Source organism: Pseudomonas sp. UYIF39, from assembly GCF_029963765.1.
Taxonomy (GTDB): Bacteria; Pseudomonadota; Gammaproteobacteria; order Pseudomonadales; family Pseudomonadaceae; genus Aquipseudomonas.
The window spans coordinates 1-18,427 of sequence record NZ_JALBYU010000031.1 but is presented as its reverse complement, the minus strand read 5'-3'; the positions used below and the strand labels follow the sequence as shown (position 1 = coordinate 18,427).

The window sequence follows — 18,427 nt, the reverse complement described above, 5'->3', positions numbered from 1 at the left end:
TCGGCGCCCCGGATTGAAGAGAAAGACCATGAGCAACCTGACCATCGTCCCCTTAAGCTACGCCCTCGGCGCACACATCAGCGGCGTCGACATCAGCCAACCGCTGAACCTGGAACAGCGCGACGCCATCGAGCAGGCGCTGCTCAAACATCAAGTGTTGTTCTTTCGCGATCAGCCGATCACACCGCAGCAACAGGCCGGTTTCGCCGCCAATTTCGGCGACCTGCACATTCACCCGATTTACCCGAACGTGCCGGAACAGCCAGAAGTGCTGATCCTCGACACCGCCGTCACTGACGTGCGCGACAACGCCATCTGGCATACCGACGTGACCTTCTTGCCGACGCCGGCCATGGGCGCGGTACTCAGCGCCAAGTTGTTGCCGGAGTTTGGTGGCGACACGTTGTGGGCCAGCGGTATTGCGGCGTATGAAGCGTTGTCCGCGCCGATGAAAACCTTGCTCGAAGGGCTGACGGCTACCCACGATTTCACCCGCTCGTTCCCGCTGGAGCGCTATGGCAACACGCCGCAAGCCTTGGCCCAGTGGGAGGAAGCGCGCAGAAAAAATCCGCCGCTGTCACACCCGGTGATTCGCACTCATCCGGTGAGCGGACGCCGGTCGTTGTTCGTCAATGAAGGCTTCACGTCGAAGATCAATGAACTGTCGGAAACCGAAAGCGAGGTGATTCTGAAGTTTCTGTTTGCCCACGCGACACGGCCGGAATTTACAATCCGCTGGCGCTGGCAGAAGGACGACGTGGCGTTTTGGGATAACCGCGTGACACAGCATTACGCCGTGGATGATTACCGGCCGGCTCGGCGGGTGATGCAGCGGGCGACGGTGTTGGGGGATGTGCCGTTTTTTCGGTAACCCCATGACTTCTTCATTGACTGGTCTGGCCCCATCGCGAGCAAGCTCGCTCCCACATTTGGAATGCGCTCCCCTGTGGGAGCGAGCTCGCTCGCGATGGCGATCCAACAGGCGCCGGAAAATCCGGCACCGAACACTTACTCCGCCGTCGAAGGCTTCTCCCAAAGATTAACCCCGCCCTCCTGGGCAAACCGGTCGATCTCCGCCAGCTCTTCAGCGCTAAAGCTCAAATTTTTCAACGCCCCGACGTTCTCGATAATCTGCTCGGGCCGGCTCGCACCGATCAGCGCCGACGTCACGCGCGGATCGCGTAACGTCCACGCCAATGCCAGCTGCGCCAGACTCTGACCGCGACGCTTGGCGATCTCATTCAGCGCACGCACATGAGCGATGTTGGCTTCGGACAGGTGCGCCGCCTGCAGCGAACCACCTCCCGGACGATTGACCCGCGCGTCCGCCGGCACACCATTGAGGTACTTATCGGTCAACAACCCCTGAGCCAACGGCGTAAACGCAATCACGCCCGTACCGAGTTCGTCCGTCGTATCCAACAGGTCTTTTTCCACCCATCGATTGAGCAGGTTGTAAGCCGGTTGGTGAATCAGCAACGGGACTTTCCACTCCTTCAGCAGCGCGGCCATTTCACGGGTTTTAACCCCCGAGTAGGAAGAGATACCGATGTACAACGCCTTACCCTGCTGTACCGCGGTGGCCAGTGCGCTGGCGGTTTCTTCCAGCGGCGTGTCCGGGTCGAAGCGGTGGGAGTAGAAGATGTCCACGTAGTCCAGGCCCAGGCGCTGCAGGCTCTGATCAAGGCTGGCCAGCACGTATTTGCGCGAACCGCCGCCCTGGCCATAAGGGCCGGCCCACATGTCCCAACCGGCCTTGCTGGAGATAATCAGCTCGTCGCGATACTGCTTGAAGTCTTCACGCAGCAAACGACCGAAATTGATCTCGGCGCTGCCATACGGAGGGCCGTAGTTGTTGGCCAGGTCGAAATGGTTGATGCCAAGATCAAACGCGGTACGCAGCAATGAACGCTGGGTGTCGATCGGCGTGCTGTCGCCGAAGTTGTGCCACAGGCCCAGAGACAATGCCGGCAGCACCAGCCCGCTGCGACCGACGCGGCGGTAAGGGATTGAGTCGTAGCGGTTTTCGGCAGCGGTGTAGGTCATCGAATCCTCTCTTGTCTGTCTTGAAGTTGGTATCGACTGCTTCGCAAGTTGCCCAGCATACGCCCAGACAAACGCCGATAAACCTCGGACCCGAGAAAATGCTGAAACGTTTCACAGATTTCATCTTTGCCGTCAGCTGATCGTTCCCATGCTCTGCGTCGCCTGGCGCAGCCAGAAGATATTTCCCGCGTCGTGCCCTTCCTGGTCGGCCCGGATTCGGGTTGGGTCAACGGGCAAATCCTGCGGGTTAATGGTGGGTTGGTTTAACTATGCTCAAACTGATACCGAGGTGACCCCAATCGCGAGCAGGCTATACAGACAGCACACATCTAAAGGACGGATACACCATGCACACCACAATCATCATCACCTTCGGCCTGATCCTCCTGGCGCTGATGCTGTTCATCGGCGAGAAAATCGGCTTCAGCCGCCAGACCCTGGCCTTCAGCTTTGTCGTGCTGTGGCTGGCGCTGACGTTGATTAACGGCGCGGTCGGCATGGTCAATGCCGGCCAGCCGTTCAGCACGGAACTGGTGGTCGGCAGCGCCGTGTTCGGTGTACCGGTGGCGGCGCTGGTGTTGTTCATGGTGTTGACCACCGAGACGTGAGTGTTCGATCAACGCACCAAATGCAAGAACTGCATGTGCCGTTCGTACTGATCGAGGATGTCGTTGATGATCTGCTCCTTGGTGTAACCCACCAGATCGTAGTCCTGACTGCCCTCTGCAAGATGCACTTCAGCCCGGTAATAACGACGGTTGTTGAGCTCCTTGGAACCCATGCCGCCACGGGCGAAGGACGGCGTGAAGTAGCCGCGCATCTGCGCCTGGTAAATGAACGGATGCTCCTCGCCATGACCGATTTCCAGGCTGACGTTGTCGTTGGTCGGGTCCGGCTGAGTGACCACTTTCAAGCCCTTCTCGACGAAGACCGCTGAGACTTCTTCAATTGCCGGGCGCACCGTCGTATCGAGGAAGCGATAGACCTCATCCCGTGACGGGAAATGCACGGCCTGGCTCAGGCGTTGACGCCAGCCGCCACGCCGCGATCCGGACACCGGTGCCAGCGAATGCAGTTGCGCGATCTGTTTCTGCGACTCCAGGTAGAACGCCTTGTGCAGCCCCCACATCATCAGCAGCAAGATCATCGAGAACGGCAACGAGGTCAGCACCACCGCTGACTTCAGCGCATCGATGCTGCCGGAGAACAGTAGCGCACTGGTCACCAACGCGGTCATCGCGCCCCAGAACACCCGAAGCCATTTCGGCCCGTCTTCATCCGGGTTGCCGCCCTTGGCGGACAGTGTCGACAGCACCACAGTGCCGGAGTCGGCAGACGTCACGAAGAACACGAAGCTGATGAACACCGTGACCGCGATGACGGTTTTGCTCCACGGGTAGGTTTCCAGCAGCAGGTAGAGAGTCATCGATGGGTTATCGATGGCCGACATGCCGAGTGCGCTCATGCCGTGATTGAGGACTTGATCGATGGCGCTGTTGCCAAAGATCGACATCCACGCGAGGGTGAAGCCGAGCGGGATCAGCAGCACGCCGAAGACGAATTCGCGGATGGTCCGGCCACGGGAAATCCGTGCGATGAACAGGCCCACGAACGGCGACCATGCAATCCACCAGGCCCAGTAGAACACCGTCCAACCGCCCAGCCAGTCACTGGGTTTGTCATAGGCGTACAGGTCGAAACTCTTCATCGGCAACGCACCGAGGTAGTCGCCGATGTTCTGGATCAAGGTGTTGAGCAAATGCTGAGTCGGGCCGGCGAATAACACGAACAGCAGCAGCGCGCAGGCCAGCAGCATGTTGATGTCGGACATCACCCGCACACCTTTATCGACGCCAGACACCGCCACGATGATCGCCGCGCCCATCATCAGCGTGATCAGGCCGACCTGAATCCACTGGGTGTGAGCGATGCCGAACAGATAGTCCAGACCCGAGTTGAGGTGCAACACGCCAAAGCCCATGTCGGCACCAAGGCCGAACACCGTGGCGATGATGCCGAAGCCGTCCACCGCGTAACCGATGGGGCCGTTGATGCGCTTGCCGATCAGCGGATAGAGCGCCGAACGCAGGGCCAGCGGCAGGTTGTGACGGTAGGCAAAATAAGCCAGCGCCATGCCGACGAAAGCGAACACACCCCAGCCGTGCAGGCCCCAGTGCAGAAACAGAATCTGCATCGCCTGACGCGCTGCATCCGCCGTGCCGGCCTCGCCTTGCGGCGGTTGCGCCAAATGGGTCAGTGGTTCGGACACGCAAAAGAAGAACAGCGTGATGCTGATGCCGGCAGCGAACAGCATGCCGGCCCAGGACAGATAACTGAATTCGGGTTCGTCGTGGTCGGCACCGAGCTTGATCTTGCCGTAGCCGGACAAGGCGGTGACCACCACGAAGACCAGATACAGGGTCATCGCGAGCATGTAGTACCAGCCGACCGTGTTGGCCGCCCAGTTTTGCGCTTCCAGAAGCCAGGCGCCGGCCTGTTCAGGCATGGCGATGACGATGATGCCGAACAGCAAAATGAACGTCGCCGAGAAGTAAAACACCGGCGGATTCATGCGGACCTGACCGCTGGCGGGGGTGGGCGATGCACTCATGAAAGGTGCACCTCGAGGGGATGAAACAGGGCAATCAATAACGGACTCGGCAAAGGCAAGCCTCCTGTTGTGAGCGGGCAGCAAACCGGCGGTTTAACTTGAATGAGCGTTCAAGTTAAACATGAATAGGGTGCTAAGGACTAATCGCAAGGCTCGGCGGCACTATTCGTACGCTAGCTCAAGGAAGGGTATGACGCGGGGTTTGGAGGATTCGTTCAGTGGGAAATTAGCTAAATGCCATTATCCCGGCTCGGTTTGAAATCCAATCGCGAGCAAGCTCGCTCCCACAGGGGACCTGCGTCGAACACAATGTGCACACAACAGAAAAACCATGTGGGAGCGAGCTTGCTCCGGGCGGCGTTCCGACGATGAGGGCAGTCCGGTCAGTAGAGATTTCCGGGCTTACTTCTGCGCCCCGTCATCATGCTGCAGATTCGCCTGAGTCAGGTTGCTCCCCGCCGGCACGCTGCGGGTCAGCCAGACATTGCCGCCAATGGTCGAGCCCTTGCCGATGGTGATCCGCCCCAGAATCGTCGCACCGGCATAGATCACCACGTCATCCTCGACAATCGGATGTCGCGGTTGCCCCTTCTGCAACTGGCCGTCTTCATCCGCCGGGAAGCGCTTGGCGCCCAAAGTCACGGCCTGATAAATCCGCACACGCTCGCCGATGATCGCGGTCTCGCCGATCACCACACCCGTCCCGTGATCGATGAAGAAACTGCGACCAATCTGCGCACCAGGATGAATGTCGATGCCGGTGGCCGAGTGGGCGATTTCCGCGCTGATTCGCGCCAGCAGCGGCAACCCGGATCGGTACAAATGATGGGCCAGGCGATGGTGAATCACCGCCAGAATCCCCGGATAGCACAACAACACTTCATCGACGCTGCGAGCCGCCGGATCGCCGTGATAGGCCGCCAGCACGTCGGTGTCGAGCAGACTGCGCAGCTCCGGCAATGCGAGGGCGAAGTCCTGAATGATCTGAATCGTTTTGGCCTCGACTTCAGTGTCGGCCTGGGCACTGTGGCAAGAGGCGTAGCGCAATTCGAGTCGCGCCTGAGCCAGCAACGCGTTCAATGCAACGTCCAGCGTGTGGCCGACGTAGAAGTCTTCACTTTCCTCGCGCAAATCCACCGGTCCCAGGCGCATCGGGAACAACGCGCCACAGAGGGCTTCGAGAATCTCAGCCATGGCCGCTCGGGAAGGCAACTCGCGACCGCCCTGTTCGGTGCTGGCGCGGCCATTTTGTAAGCGCCACTGGTCACGCGCCGTGCGCAGTTGGCTGACGATGGTCTGCAGTTGCCAATGACTGGAACGCTCGCTCACGGTAAAAACTCCTTACGGGCGGCCGGACTGTCTGGCCGCGTCAACGGCGATTACTTTACGGCATGGCCTGGAAGCCGAATTAAGAACCGATTGCGCTGTACTCAGCACTTTTTGGCATAAGGCGATTGGCAGTTGCCCCGCTAAATAGGCGTGCCTATAGTCCTGTCATCTCCCTCCGCCAGTACGGACCCCATGATCAAACAACAGCTTTCCCGCTTTAACCGCCTCGACCTGCTCGGTCATCCTACCGCCCTGGAAAAACTCGAACGCCTGTCGGCCTGGCTGGGCCGCGATGTGTACGTCAAGCGTGATGACCTGACACCGCTGGCGATGGGCGGCAACAAGCTGCGCAAGCTCGAATACCTGGCGGCCGATGCACTGGCACAAGGCGCCGACACCTTGATCACCGCTGGCGCGCTTCAGTCCAATCATGTGCGCCAGACTGCCGCCATTGCGGCCAAGCTTGGCCTGGGCTGCGTAGCCCTGCTGGAAAACCCCCTGGGTACCGACGACGCCAACTATGTCGGTAACGGCAATCGACTGTTGCTGGACCTGTTCGACGCCAAGGTCGAGCTGGTGGAAAACCTCGACAACGCCGACGAACAACTGCAAGCCTTGTCCGATCGTCTACGCAACAACGGCAAGAAGCCGTATCTGGTGCCGATTGGTGGCTCCAACGCATTGGGCGCTTTGGGTTATGTGCGCGCCGGGCTGGAATTGGCCGAGCAGATCAAGGACACCGGGCTGACATTCGCCGCCGTGGTTCTGGCTTCGGGCAGCGCCGGGACCCATAGCGGTCTGGCGTTGGCGTTGAGTGAAGCACTGCCGGATTTGCCAGTGATTGGTGTCACGGTTTCTCGCAGCGACGAAGACCAGCGCCCGAAAGTCCAGGGCCTCGCCGAACGCACTGCCGAGCTGCTGGGCGTGAGCCTGCCAGCGAGTTTCAAGGTCGAGTTGTGGGACGAATATTTCGGCCCACGCTACGGTGAACCGAATGCCGGGACGTTGGCCGCCGTGAAGCTGGTGGCGAGTCAGGAAGGTTTGCTGCTGGACCCGGTTTATACCGGCAAGGCCATGGCGGGTTTGCTCGATGGCATCGGCCGCCAGCGCTTCAATGACGGCCCTATCATCTTCCTGCACACCGGCGGGGCGCCGGCACTGTTTGCCTACAAAGACTTTTTGTAGCCGAAGGCTGCGATCTTTTCCAAGGGCACCATATATTCAAAAAAAGAATAACAGGCTGAGTATTTAATATTTTTCTATCTAAAGGCATCATCATATAGTCACGCCGCAGGCGAATTTGCAGCGAGACGCATACGATGCTTTAGGGCAGGATATTGCAGTCGTTCAAATCCCGATTTTGCCAACATTCCTAAAAGCGTCTTCATAAGAAAACACAGGGGCTTGTCATGAATTTTTCCGCACTACGTCGAAACCTGCTGGTTGGTTCGCTGGGCCTGGCGCTGAGCGCCGGTCTGCTGGGGCAAGCGGTTGCCGGTGAGCAGCTGCAAAAAATCAAAGACGCTGGCGTGATCAACGTTGGCCTGGAAGGCACTTACCCACCGTTCAGTTTCGTCGACGCCGACGGCAAGCTGGCCGGCTTCGAAGTCGAGTTCTCCGAAGCCCTGGCCAAAGAGCTGGGCGTGAAGGTCAAACTGCAACCGACCAAATGGGACGGCATCCTCGCGGCGCTGGAATCCAAACGTCTGGACGCGGTGATCAACCAGGTAACCATCTCCGAAGAGCGCAAGAAGAAGTATGACTTCTCCGAGCCGTACACCGTTTCCGGGATTCAGGCGCTGGTGCTGACCAAGAAGGCTGCGGAGCTGAACATCAAGTCTGCCGCCGATCTGGCCGGCAAAAAAGTCGGTGTAGGCCTGGGCACCAACTACGAGCAGTGGCTCAAGGACAATCAGCCAAAAGCCATCATCAAGACCTATGACGATGATCCGACCAAGTTCCAGGATCTGCGCGTCGGCCGCATCGACGCCATTCTGATCGACCGCCTCGCCGCGCTGGAATACGCCAAGAAGGCGAAGGACACCACCGCCGCCGGCGAAGCGTTCTCCCGCCAGGAAGCCGGTATCGCTCTGCGCAAAGGCGAGCCTGAATTGCTGGCAGCAGTGAACAAAGCCATCGACAAGCTGCGTGCCGACGGTACGCTGAAAAAGCTTTCGGAAAAATACTTCAGCGCTGACGTCACTAAATAATGGAAGAAGCTTTCCAACTCGCGCTGGATTCCGCGCCCTTCCTGCTGAAGGGCGCGTACTACACGGTCATTCTGAGCCTGGGCGGGATGTTCTTCGGCCTGGTGATGGGGTTTGGTCTGGCGTTGATGCGCCTGTCCCGCTTCAAACTGGTGAGCTGGATCGCCCGCATCTACGTGTCGTTCTTTCGCGGCACGCCGTTGCTGGTGCAACTGTTCGTGATCTATTACGGCTTGCCGCAATTGGGCATCGAACTTGATCCGCTGCCGGCGGCCCTGATCGGCTTCTCGCTGAACATGGCGGCCTATGCCTGCGAAATCCTGCGTGCCGCGATCAGCTCCATCGAGCGCGGTCAGTGGGAAGCCGCCGCGAGTATCGGCATGACCCGCGCGCAGACCCTGCGCCGGGCCATCCTGCCGCAAGCGATGCGCACGGCTCTGCCACCGCTGGGCAACAGCTTCATTTCGCTTGTGAAGGACACCGCGCTGGCAGCCACTATTCAGGTGCCGGAACTGTTCCGTCAGGCGCAGCTGATTACCGCCCGTACTTTTGAAATTTTCACCATGTATCTGGCCGCCGCGCTGATCTACTGGATTCTGGCCACGGTGCTTTCGCACCTGCAGAACCAGTTGGAAGCACGGGTCAATCGGCACGACCTGGAGTCCTGACCCAATGATTGTCGTGGAAAAACTGACAAAGCAGTTCAAGGGTCAAGTGGTGCTCAACGGCATCGATCTGCAAGTGAAGGAAGGCGAGGTGGTCGCGATCATCGGGCCTAGCGGCTCGGGTAAAACCACGTTCCTGCGTTGCCTGAATTTTCTGGAAGAGCCCACCAGCGGCCGGATCAAGGTCGGTGACATCGAGATCGATGGCAGCCGCCCGCTGAGCCAGCAGCAAGGCCTGGTGCGACGTTTGCGCCAGCACGTGGGTTTCGTGTTCCAGAACTTCAATCTGTTTCCTCATCGCACCGCCCTGGAAAACGTCATCGAAGGCCCGATCATCGTCAAGAAGATCCCGCACGCCGAAGCCGTTGCCCTGGGTAAAAAGCTGTTAGCCAGGGTCGGCCTGGCGGGCAAGGAAGACGCGTACCCGCGTCGCCTTTCCGGTGGTCAGCAACAGCGTGTGGCGATTGCCCGCGCGCTGGCGATGGAGCCGGAAGTGATTCTGTTCGACGAACCCACCTCAGCCCTCGACCCGGAACTGGTGGGTGAAGTGCTGGCGACCATTCGCAGCCTCGCCGAAGAGCGACGCACCATGGTCATCGTCACCCACGAAATGGGCTTTGCCCGGGACGTGGCGAACCGCGTGGTGTTTTTCGACAAAGGTGTGATCGTCGAACAAGGCGAAGCCAAGGCGCTGTTTGCCAATCCGAAAGAAGAGCGGACGAAGCAGTTCCTCAGCAAGTTCCTGAATAACGATCATCACTGAAACATTGCTTCACTACTTGTTAACTTCCAGGGACGGAAGTGACAACTAGCCCTACTAAAAAATCCCTCGCCACGTTCTCTTCGTTTATTCACTCACCTGAACAATAGATAATTTTCTATCGCTGCGTGCGGTACATATATATGTCCTGCAACAGAATAACCTCGCCTAAAATTCGCCAAACCCAGCGCCCTCACCGAACCGGTCTTCGCCGTCAGCAACGCACTGAAAGCCCATAAAACAGGGTAAAGGTCGACAGAGCGGTGCAGCTTATTAACTTCAATGCGTAGGATTTTTCTGAATAACGCTAGATTCCAAGCTTAACTAGCAAACTCTATTGACACCTATTCAAGCGCACTCTTATCTAGTCTCCAACAGGCGTTAAACTTCAAACTCATTCATTATTTAACCTCATAAATAGCGAATAACTTTGTTGCTCGGTAATTCACGTCTTTCGAACTTTCAGAAACGGACTTTCGCTGCAAGGCTTCAAGGAGAACCCCATGACAAGCACTTCGAACAAACCCGAACTTGCGGCCCCGACCCTGGCGCAATCTCACAAGACCTGCATCAATATCACCTCGGCGGCGCACCTGCTGATCGATGTGGCGCCCTACCCCGGCATGGACGAAGGCGACCTGATCGAACTGTTCTGGGACAACTGCTACGTGGCCTCCAGAGTGCTGACTGCCGACGATGTCGGCCAACCGGTCCAATTGCGCGTGCCCCAGAGCTTCATCGCCAATGGCACTTCGCGCGTTCACTACCGGATCATGCAGATCGGGCAAGGGCCAACCCTTTCGGCCACCAGACGAGTGCAGGTCAAACTCGACTGCCCCGGCGGCCAACCGTCGGCGCTGTGCGGCGATGAAAACCAGAGTCTGGAGCCCGTGAACATCCCTGAGACCATTCGCCGTCAGGGGGTCAATCCGAACCAGATCAAGCGCGGCGTTCCGTTGACCATCGAGCCTTACCTGAACATGGCCGCCGACGACGAAATCACCCTGCGCTGGGGCGATGCACGCATGGATCTGCCACGACTCAAGGCCGGCGATGTCGGCCAGCCGATCCAGGTCTGGGTACCGCCGGCGATCATTCTCGAAGCCGGCGAAGACCTGCGGCTGGAAGTGACTTACTGCATCCTCGACCGGGTGGGTAACAACTCCCGCTGGGCACCACCGCGCAGGCTGAAGATTGGTTGCGCCAATCCCTATTTGAGGTCCCGACCGAAAGAAATGCTCATGGCCGCCGAACCCCGCAAACGCTGAGATCCCTTGTAGCAGCTGGCGAAGCCTGCGTTCGGCTGCGCAGCAGTCGTGAAATCAGACACTGCGGTCAGTCAGTTACACCGTGCATTCAGGGTTTACGGCTGCTGCGCAGCCGAACGCAGGCTTCGCCAGCTGCTACAGGGATCGTTTACCGGAACAAAATCAGCGTCAGCCCCACAACAGTCGCCAACACCAGCGCCCAGCTCAACATCAATCGGCGCCACAGTCGTGGTGCGTGGCGCATCTCCATGAAGCCGTCGGTGATCAACCACGCCTTGCCCACTGCCACCAGCAAAATGGCAATCGACAGCAGCGATGTCGCGCCAACGTGTGCCAGCACCACGGTGCACACGCTTAACGTGGCGAGCGCTGCCCAACAGACGAGCAAAATCCTGGAAACAGACATGAGAACCTCGTCAACTCAGCACGTAGACCAGCGGAAACAACATGACCCAGATCAGATCGACCATGTGCCAATAGAGCACGCCGGATTCAAACCCGCTGCGCGTGTTGGCGTCGTACAGGCCACGGCGACAGCGCTCGGCCAGCCATCCGAGAATGACCATGCCGAGCACTACGTGGAGAAAATGAAAACCGGTAAGGATCCAGTACAGGGTGAAAAAGGTGTTGTGCTCCATGCCCAGCCCCGAGGCGAGCAAGTGTCGGTATTCCGTGAGTTTCAGCCCCACGTAGACACTGGCGGCGAGCAACGCCATCAGCAGGAAGACGGCGCCGTGACGGGACCGTGAGCGCCTGACTTGCTCCTGTGCCAGCGCGGCGAACAGGCCCGCGGTGAGCAGGCTCAGGGTCATCGCCAGCCCGGTTGAGGTGTTCAGCAACAGACGGCTTTCACTGAACATCTGCGGCTTGAGCGCCTGGGTCACGGAGAACGCCAGGATCAGGATGGCGAACACCGACAGCTCGGCCAGAATGAAAAACCACATCGCCAGATCGCCCGGCAAGTGGCGTTGCGAAACGCCCGTGGACTCAGCCGAAGTGAACATCAACCACGTCCATCAGCGCGGCAACGGTCAGCGGATCATCGCTGAGCGGCTCGGCCAGGCAGGCCATGCACGCCTCACGGGGGCTCATGCCGGAGCGGATCATGCGCGCGGTGAAAATCAGCAGTCGCGTTGAGGCGACCTCCTCCAGATCATGTTGGTCGAGCCGGCGCAGTGCCTGCCCCAGCCGCACCACTTGCGCCGCCAGTGCGCTGTCCACCTGAGCCTCGCGGGCAACGATGCGTTCCTCATCGGCCACCGGCGGATAACCGAAACGCATCGCCACGAAGCGTTGGCGGGTGCTGGGTTTCATGCCTTTGAGCAGGTTCTGGTAACCGGGATTGTAAGACACCACGAGCATGAAGGACGGCGGCGCCTTCAACACTTCGCCGGTGCGTTCCAGAAACAGCTCGCGACGATCATCGGCCAGTGGATGCAACACCACCACGGTGTCCTGACGCGCCTCGACCACTTCGTCGAGGTAACAGATGCCGCCTTCACGCACCGCGCGGGTCAGTGGCCCGTCCTGCCACCAGGTGCCCTGGGCACCGATCAGGTGACGGCCGATCAGGTCGGCCGCGCTCAGATCGTCATGGCAAGCCACGGTGTACAGCGGCAGTTTCAGCCGATGGGCCATGTGCTGGACGAAACGGGTTTTGCCGCAGCCCGTCGGGCCTTTGATCAGCACCGGCATGCCGTGTCGCCAGGCTTGTTCGAACAGCGCCTCCTCATTATTCAGCGGTTGGTAGAAGGGTTCGATCGGGTGTTCGCAAGACTGGGTACGGTCCATGGGCTGCCTGTTCCAAAAGCGGATTCAAGGAACACGCTACGGGCCCCTGCGACAACCTGGCAAGTGAGATGGCCGACAAACTTGATCGTCGTCAAGCCAACATTGGCCTGCTCGGGCATAGCCTTGCACGGCACTAAGAACCTGCGTTCTGCGCTGCCGTTTCAGCACATCGCAAAGGTCTTGCCTGAGGAGAAATGGAATGCTGATCAGCAATAGAAAAACGTTTGCCCTGACCCTGACCACGCTGTGTTCGGCACTGGCCCTGGCGGTGAGTCATGCCGCCAGCGCTGAAGAGCCCGCCGCCGCGGCCACCCCGCCCATGGTCAAAACCGCTGGCGCTCCCGACATGAGCCAGGCCGAGTTCGACTCGTCCAAGGAAATCTACTTCCAGCGCTGCGCAGGCTGCCACGGTGTGCTGCGCAAAGGGGCCACGGGCAAACCGTTGACACAGGACATCACCCAGAGTCGCGGACAACCGTATCTGGAAGCCTTGATTACCTACGGTTCTCCGGCGGGCATGCCGAACTGGGGGACCTCCAATGCGCTGACCAAGGATCAGATCACCTCAATGGCCAAGTTCATTCAGCACGCGCCGCCGACTCCGCCGGAATGGGGCATGGCCGAGACGCTGAAAACCTGGAAGGTGCTGGTCAAACCCGAGGACCGTCCGAAGAAGCAGCTGAGCAAACTCAACCTGCCCAACCTGTTTTCGGTGACGCTGCGCGATGACGGCAAGATCGCCCTGATCGACGGTGACAGCAAGAAGATCGTCAAACTCATCGAGACCGGTTACGCGGTGCACATCTCGCGGATCTCTGCCTCAGGTCGCTACCTGCTGGTGATTGGTCGAGACGCGCGGATCGACATGATCGACCTGTGGCCGGTCGAGCCAACCAAGGTCGCCGAAGTCAAAGTGGGCATCGAGGCGCGCTCGGTCGAGACCTCCAAGTTCAAGGGCTACGAGGACAAGTACACCATCGCCGGTTCTTATTGGCCGCCGCAATTCACCATCATGGATGGCGAAACCCTGGAGCCGAAACAGATCGTCTCGACCCGTGGCATGACCGTCGACAAGCAGGAATACCACCCGGAACCCCGGGTTGCGGCGATCATCGCCTCCCACGAATGGCCGGAGTTCATCGTCAACGTCAAGGAAACCGGCAAGGTGATGCTGGTCAATTACCAGGACATCAAAAACCTCACTGTCACTTACATCGATGCCGCGCCCTTCCTGCATGACGGCGGTTGGGACAGCACTCATCGCTACTTCATGACCGCCGCCAACAACTCCAACAAGGTCGCCGTGATCGACTCCAAGGAGCGCAAGTTGACTGCGCTGGTGGACGTCGGCAAAACCCCTCACCCGGGTCGCGGCGCCAACTTCACCCACCCGACCTACGGACCGGTCTGGGCCACCAGCCACCTGGGCGATGACGGCATCTCGCTGATCGGCACCGACCCGACCAAACACCCGCAATACGCCTGGAAGCAGGTCGCCTCACTCAAGGGCCAGGGCGGCGGATCGCTCTTTATCAAAACCCACCCCAACTCCCGTCACCTGTACGTCGACACCACCCTTAACCCGGACGCCAAGCTCAGCCAGTCGGTCGCGGTGTTCGACATCGACAAACTCGATGCCGGCTACACCGTGCTGCCCATCGCCGAATACGCCGGCATCAAACAAGGCGCGATGCGCGTCGTGCAACCGGAATTCAACAAGGCCGGCGATGAAGTCTGGTTCTCCGTGTGGAGCGGCCAGGCAGACGAGTCGGCGCTGGTGGTGATCGACGACAAAACACTGAAGCTCAAGTCAGTCATCAAGGACAAACGACTGATCACACCCACCGGGAAGTTCAATGTCTACAACACCCAACACGACATCTATTGAGCTCCATCAATGCAAGGAAACACCATGAAAAATACTCTGTTCTCACTGTTCGCCCTGACCGCTGCGCTGAGCGTGCAGCCGGCCATGGCCCAAGACGCGCTGGAGCTGTTCAAGAGCAAACCCTGCGCAGCCTGTCATTCCATCGACACCAAGATTGTCGGCCCGGCGCTCAAGGATGTGGCGGCCAAGAACGCTGGCGTACCCGGGGCCGTGGACACCCTGGCTGGCCACATCAAGAACGGTACACAAGGCAATTGGGGCCCGATGCCCATGCCGGCCAACCCGGTCACTGAAGAAGAAGCAAAAATTCTCGCGACCTGGGTACTGACACTCAAATAACTGCCTGGAGGGCGTCAAGATGGTTTATCGACACGCTGTGATTCTGGCGGCCCTCCTCCTCATTTGCGCAACTGCGGTTGCGGCGCCGGACGCCCAGCGTCAGGCGCAACTCGAACACCTGCTGACCCAGGACTGCGGCGCCTGCCATGGGCTGCACCTCACCGGTGGGCTGGGTCCCGAACTGACCCGCGCAGCGCTGGCCGGCAAGTCACGTGACAGCCTGATTGCCACCGTCTCCCAAGGCCGGCCCGGCACCGCGATGCCCGGTTGGGCTCCGTTGCTCAGCCCCGGCGACATCCGTTGGCTGGTCGATCTTCTTCTCCAGGGATATCCCGCACCATGATCCGTTCAATCCTGCTGTCAGCGGCGACCGGGCTGTTGTTGTCCGCTTGCGTTCAACCACCGTTGCGCGGCACTGGCGATCTGGGCGTGGTCGTGGAGCGCGCCACCGGTAGCGTTCAAATCATCGAAAGCGACACCCACACCGCGCTGGCTCGACTCGAAGGTTTCGGCGACCTGTCCCATGCCTCCGTGGTGTTCTCGCGTGACCAGCGCTATGCCTATGTGTTCGGGCGCGACGGCGGGTTGAGCAAAATCGATTTGCTGAACCGGCGTATTGACCATCGTGTGATCCAGGGTGGCAACAGCATTGGCGGCGCCATCAGCCAGGACGGCAAATTGATCGCGGTGTCCAACTACGTGCCCGGCGGGGTCAAGGTGTTCAATGCCGACACCCTGCAACAGGTGGCCGATATTCCGGCCACGCCGCTCGCCGATGGCAGCAAGCGCTCCCGGGTGGTTGGCCTGGTCGACGCGCCGGGGCAACGTTTTGTGTTCAGCCTGTTCGATACCGGCGAGATCTGGACCGCCGATTTCAGTCAGGGCGGCACACCGCAGATCAGCCGTTTCACCGGCATCGGTGAGCAACCCTACGACGCCCTGATTACCCCCGATGGGCGCTATTACATGGCCGGCCTGTTTGGTGAAGACGGTATGGCCCAACTCGACCTCTGGCATCCAGAGCGCGGTGTGCAGCGAGTACTCGGCGACTACGGACGCGGCCAGGCGAAACTCCCGGTCTACAAGATGCCGCACCTGGAAGGCTGGGCCGTCGCCGACAACCAGGCCTTCGTGCCCGCCGTCGGCCGTCATCAGGTATTGGTGATGGATTCACGTACCTGGCAGCAGACCGCTGTGATTCCGGTGGCCGGTCAACCGGTGTTCGTCACGTCGCGCCCGGACGGTCGGCAGCTATGGGTCAACTTCGCCTACCCGGACAACGACCGGGTTCAGGTCATCGACACCGAAACCCATGCTGTGGTCGCCGATCTGCACCCGGGGCCAGCGGTGCTGCACATGGAATTCACCGCACGCGGCGACCAGCTGTGGCTGTCGTCACGCGACGGCGATCAGGTTCAAATCTGGGATCCGTACAGCCTGAAGCTGCTGAGCACCCTGCCCGCCAGTGCGCCGAGCGGCATCTTCTTCAGCAGTCGCGCGCAGAAAATGGGGTACTGAAATGAACCTTGAACTGCTCAGCCGCCAACTCATCGAACGCTTCCAGCACGGCATGCCGCTGTGCGCGGCACCCTATAAGGAAATGGCGCGGATCCTCGGTTGCCGCGAATCGCAAGTGATGGACTGCCTGCAAGAAATGGATCAGGCCGGCACCCTTTCCCGGATCGGCCCGGTGTTCGAACACAGCCGCGCCGGTGCCAGCACCCTCGCCGCCCTCGCCGTCCCGACCGAACGTCTGCAACAGGTGGCCGATCGCGTCAGTCAGTACCCCGAGGTCAATCACAATTACGCACGGGAGCATTTCTACAACCTGTGGTTTGTGCTGACCGGCCCTGATCGCCAACACATCGACCGTGTGCTCAAGGAACTTGAGAACGACACCGGTCTCATGCCGCTGGACCTGCCGATGCTGACCGCTTACCGCATCGACCTGGGCTTTGACCTTGGAGACAACCCATGAAACCTGGATTGAGCCCCCAACAAGCGCTGGCGTTGCGTCGGCACCTGGAAGCCGGTTTGCCGCTGGTACCGCGCCCTTATCAGGCCCTTGCCGAGCGGATAAAGACTGACGAAACCCAGGTGCTCGAACAAATGCGTCAGTGGAGCGAGCAAGGGCTGTTTCGCCGTATCGGCCTGGTGCTGCACCATCGCGCGCTGGGTTTTACCGCCAACGCCATGCTGGTGCTGGATATTCCCGACGCGCTGATCGACGAAGTCGGCCAGCGCCTGGGGCGAGCGCCCGGCATTAACCTCTGCTATCAACGACCCCGGCGTTTGCCGCAATGGCGCTACAACCTGTTTTGCATGGTGCACGGGCGTCAACGTAACCAGGTGGAGGCGCAGATCCACGCATTGCTTGAAGAGCATCTGCTGAGCGACCTGCCCCATCAATTGCTGTTCAGCACGTACGTCTTCAAGCAGTGCGGCGGCCGCTTTGCGCCGTCGCGAACAGGAGCACCGACCCATGGATGACCTCGACCGTCGCCTGATCAACCGCTTGCAACTGGGCCTGCCGCTGGTGCGCCACCCCTGGCGGGTATTGGCCGCCGAACTGGAGACCAGCAGCACTGAACTACTCGGCCGGGTGCATACCCTGCTCGTTGACGGAATGCTCACGCGCTTCGGCCCGATGTTCGACATCGAACGCCTGGGCGGCGCCTTCACCCTCGCCGCACTGGCGGTGCCGGAAGAACGTTTTGAAGAGGTTGCCGAGCAACTGCAGGGCCTGCCTGAAGTGGCGCACAACTACCGACGCGAGCACGCCTGGAACATGTGGTTCGTGCTCGCCTGCGCAACTGAACATGACCTGACCGAGACCCTTCTTCGCATAGAAACCCTGACCGGCCTGCCGCTGCTCAACCTGCCCAAAGAGGAGACCTACCATGTCGGTCTGTATTTCCCGGCCTGAAGATACCCTCGTCCAGCGTCTGATCGTGTTGACCCAGGCCGGTCTGCCGCTGCTGGACGACCCGTGGGCGTGGCTCGCCGAACAGCTGGGGCTGAACATCGAAGCCACCCTGGATCTGCTCAAACGCTTGCAGGCCGAGGGCGCGATTCGGCGTATCGCTGCCGTGCCCAATCACTACCGGCTGGGCTATCGCCATAACGGCATGACGGTCTGGGATGTGCGCGACACCGACATGCCGCGCCTGGGCGCGCTGATCGGCGCGCAACCCTTTGTCAGCCACTGCTATCGCCGTCCGCGCCGAACCGAATGGCGCTACAACCTGTTCGCCATGGTTCATGGCCGCAGCAGCGATGAAATCAACAGCTACCGCGAGCACCTGCGCTACTTGCTGGGCGACGCCTGTGCGGCCGAAGAAATGCTGGTGAGCAGCCGCATCCTGAAAAAAACCGGCTTGCGCCTGCCTCCGGTCAGTTAGCAACGCATACCTTGTAGCAGCTGTCGAGCTTGCGAGGCTGCGTTCGGCTCGGGCCGCGATCGGACGAAGCAGTCGTGAAATCAGGCGATACGGTGTTTCAGATAAACCTCGCACACAGGTTT

22 protein-coding genes are annotated in these 18,427 nt (G+C 59.9%); 16 read left to right on the top strand and 6 right to left on the bottom strand.

Going from position 1 to position 18,427, the window contains the following annotated elements; all coding sequences use genetic code 11:
- Positions 1–28 precede the first annotated feature (28 nt).
- Positions 29–871, top strand: coding sequence for a taurine dioxygenase (tauD, locus tag MO767_RS27465; RefSeq protein WP_282483093.1), 843 nt, complete (start codon positions 29–31; stop codon positions 869–871).
- 137 nt (positions 872–1,008) lie between these two features.
- Here tauD and mgrA read toward each other — a convergent pair whose 3' ends face one another.
- Positions 1,009–2,046, bottom strand: coding sequence for an L-glyceraldehyde 3-phosphate reductase (mgrA, locus tag MO767_RS27460; protein ID WP_282483092.1), 1,038 nt, complete (start codon positions 2,044–2,046; stop codon positions 1,009–1,011).
- A gap of 117 nt (positions 2,047–2,163) precedes the next feature.
- Here mgrA and MO767_RS27455 point away from each other — a divergent pair, with 117 nt between their 5' ends.
- Positions 2,164–2,313 carry an SDR family oxidoreductase gene (locus tag MO767_RS27455; protein WP_282483127.1) on the top strand — a complete coding sequence of 50 codons (150 nt, stop codon included), beginning with the start codon at positions 2,164–2,166 and terminating at the stop codon, positions 2,311–2,313.
- Between the two features lie 80 nt (positions 2,314–2,393).
- Positions 2,394–2,654, top strand: a complete 261-nt coding sequence (locus MO767_RS27450; RefSeq protein WP_046045488.1) for a hypothetical protein — start codon at positions 2,394–2,396, stop codon at positions 2,652–2,654.
- Between the two features lie 8 nt (positions 2,655–2,662).
- Here MO767_RS27450 and betT read toward each other — a convergent pair whose 3' ends face one another.
- Positions 2,663–4,618: a choline transporter BetT gene (gene betT / locus MO767_RS27445; RefSeq protein ID WP_282483126.1), complete on the bottom strand. Its 1,956-nt coding sequence runs from the start codon at positions 4,616–4,618 to the stop codon at positions 2,663–2,665.
- Positions 4,619–5,059: 441 nt separating this feature from the next.
- Positions 5,060–5,986, bottom strand: coding sequence for a serine O-acetyltransferase EpsC (gene epsC / locus MO767_RS27440; RefSeq protein WP_282483091.1), 927 nt, complete (start codon positions 5,984–5,986; stop codon positions 5,060–5,062).
- A gap of 192 nt (positions 5,987–6,178) precedes the next feature.
- On the opposite strand from epsC, the gene MO767_RS27435 reads away from it, so the two are divergent.
- The 5 genes from MO767_RS27435 (at position 6,179) to MO767_RS27415 (ending at position 10,886) form a co-directional block, all read left to right on the top strand.
- The gene (locus MO767_RS27435) at positions 6,179–7,171 is read left to right on the top strand and encodes a D-cysteine desulfhydrase (RefSeq protein WP_282483090.1); all 993 of its coding nucleotides are present in this window, start codon (positions 6,179–6,181) and stop codon (positions 7,169–7,171) included.
- A gap of 224 nt (positions 7,172–7,395) precedes the next feature.
- Entirely contained in the window at positions 7,396–8,196 is an 801-nt protein-coding gene (tcyJ, locus tag MO767_RS27430) for a cystine ABC transporter substrate-binding protein (RefSeq protein WP_129439443.1), read from the top strand.
- A complete protein-coding gene (gene tcyL / locus MO767_RS27425; protein ID WP_033058489.1) occupies positions 8,196–8,861 on the top strand; it encodes a cystine ABC transporter permease in 666 nt (221 codons plus the stop codon). Before tcyJ ends, tcyL begins: the two co-directional genes overlap by 1 nt.
- Positions 8,862–8,865: 4 nt before the next feature.
- A complete protein-coding gene (gene tcyN, locus MO767_RS27420) occupies positions 8,866–9,621 on the top strand; it encodes an L-cystine ABC transporter ATP-binding protein TcyN (RefSeq protein WP_282483089.1) in 756 nt (251 codons plus the stop codon).
- 500 nt (positions 9,622–10,121) lie between these two features.
- Positions 10,122–10,886: a hypothetical protein gene (locus MO767_RS27415; RefSeq protein ID WP_282483088.1), complete on the top strand. Its 765-nt coding sequence runs from the start codon at positions 10,122–10,124 to the stop codon at positions 10,884–10,886.
- 148 nt (positions 10,887–11,034) lie between these two features.
- On the opposite strand, the gene MO767_RS27410 is transcribed toward MO767_RS27415, so the two are convergent.
- Genes MO767_RS27410 through MO767_RS27400 form a run of 3 tightly spaced genes read right to left on the bottom strand, consistent with a single transcriptional unit; the run spans position 11,035 to position 12,677 of the window.
- A complete protein-coding gene (locus MO767_RS27410; RefSeq protein ID WP_282483087.1) occupies positions 11,035–11,292 on the bottom strand; it encodes a cytochrome C oxidase subunit IV family protein in 258 nt (85 codons plus the stop codon).
- Between the two features lie 10 nt (positions 11,293–11,302).
- Positions 11,303–11,890, bottom strand: a complete 588-nt coding sequence (locus MO767_RS27405; RefSeq protein ID WP_282483086.1) for a cytochrome c oxidase subunit 3 family protein — start codon at positions 11,888–11,890, stop codon at positions 11,303–11,305.
- Positions 11,874–12,677, bottom strand: coding sequence for a CbbQ/NirQ/NorQ/GpvN family protein (locus tag MO767_RS27400; protein WP_046046542.1), 804 nt, complete (start codon positions 12,675–12,677; stop codon positions 11,874–11,876). Before MO767_RS27400 ends, MO767_RS27405 begins: the two co-directional genes overlap by 17 nt.
- 319 nt (positions 12,678–12,996) lie before the next feature.
- Here MO767_RS27400 and nirS point away from each other — a divergent pair, with 319 nt between their 5' ends.
- The 8 genes from nirS to MO767_RS27360 are packed head-to-tail and all read left to right on the top strand — an operon-like array spanning position 12,997 to position 18,305.
- Positions 12,997–14,565, top strand: a complete 1,569-nt coding sequence (nirS, locus tag MO767_RS27395; RefSeq protein ID WP_282483125.1) for a nitrite reductase — start codon at positions 12,997–12,999, stop codon at positions 14,563–14,565.
- Positions 14,566–14,589: 24 nt separating this feature from the next.
- Entirely contained in the window at positions 14,590–14,904 is a 315-nt protein-coding gene (locus MO767_RS27390) for a c-type cytochrome (RefSeq protein WP_056739447.1), read from the top strand.
- 19 nt (positions 14,905–14,923) lie between these two features.
- On the top strand, positions 14,924–15,247 hold the full coding sequence (locus tag MO767_RS27385) for a cytochrome c (RefSeq protein ID WP_282483085.1): 324 nt from the start codon (positions 14,924–14,926) through the stop codon (positions 15,245–15,247).
- Positions 15,244–16,422 carry a cytochrome D1 domain-containing protein gene (locus MO767_RS27380; RefSeq protein WP_282483084.1) on the top strand — a complete coding sequence of 393 codons (1,179 nt, stop codon included), beginning with the start codon at positions 15,244–15,246 and terminating at the stop codon, positions 16,420–16,422. Before MO767_RS27385 ends, MO767_RS27380 begins: the two co-directional genes overlap by 4 nt.
- Before the next feature lies 1 nt (position 16,423).
- Entirely contained in the window at positions 16,424–16,882 is a 459-nt protein-coding gene (locus MO767_RS27375) for an Lrp/AsnC family transcriptional regulator (protein ID WP_222586750.1), read from the top strand.
- Positions 16,879–17,394, top strand: a complete 516-nt coding sequence (locus MO767_RS27370) for an AsnC family protein (protein WP_282483083.1) — start codon at positions 16,879–16,881, stop codon at positions 17,392–17,394. Before MO767_RS27375 ends, MO767_RS27370 begins: the two co-directional genes overlap by 4 nt.
- On the top strand, positions 17,387–17,830 hold the full coding sequence (locus tag MO767_RS27365) for an AsnC family transcriptional regulator (RefSeq protein WP_282483082.1): 444 nt from the start codon (positions 17,387–17,389) through the stop codon (positions 17,828–17,830). The genes MO767_RS27370 and MO767_RS27365 overlap by 8 nt, the downstream gene beginning before the upstream one ends.
- On the top strand, positions 17,805–18,305 hold the full coding sequence (locus MO767_RS27360; protein WP_282483081.1) for a nitrite reductase: 501 nt from the start codon (positions 17,805–17,807) through the stop codon (positions 18,303–18,305). The genes MO767_RS27365 and MO767_RS27360 overlap by 26 nt, the downstream gene beginning before the upstream one ends.
- The last annotated feature ends 122 nt before the right edge of the window (positions 18,306–18,427 follow it).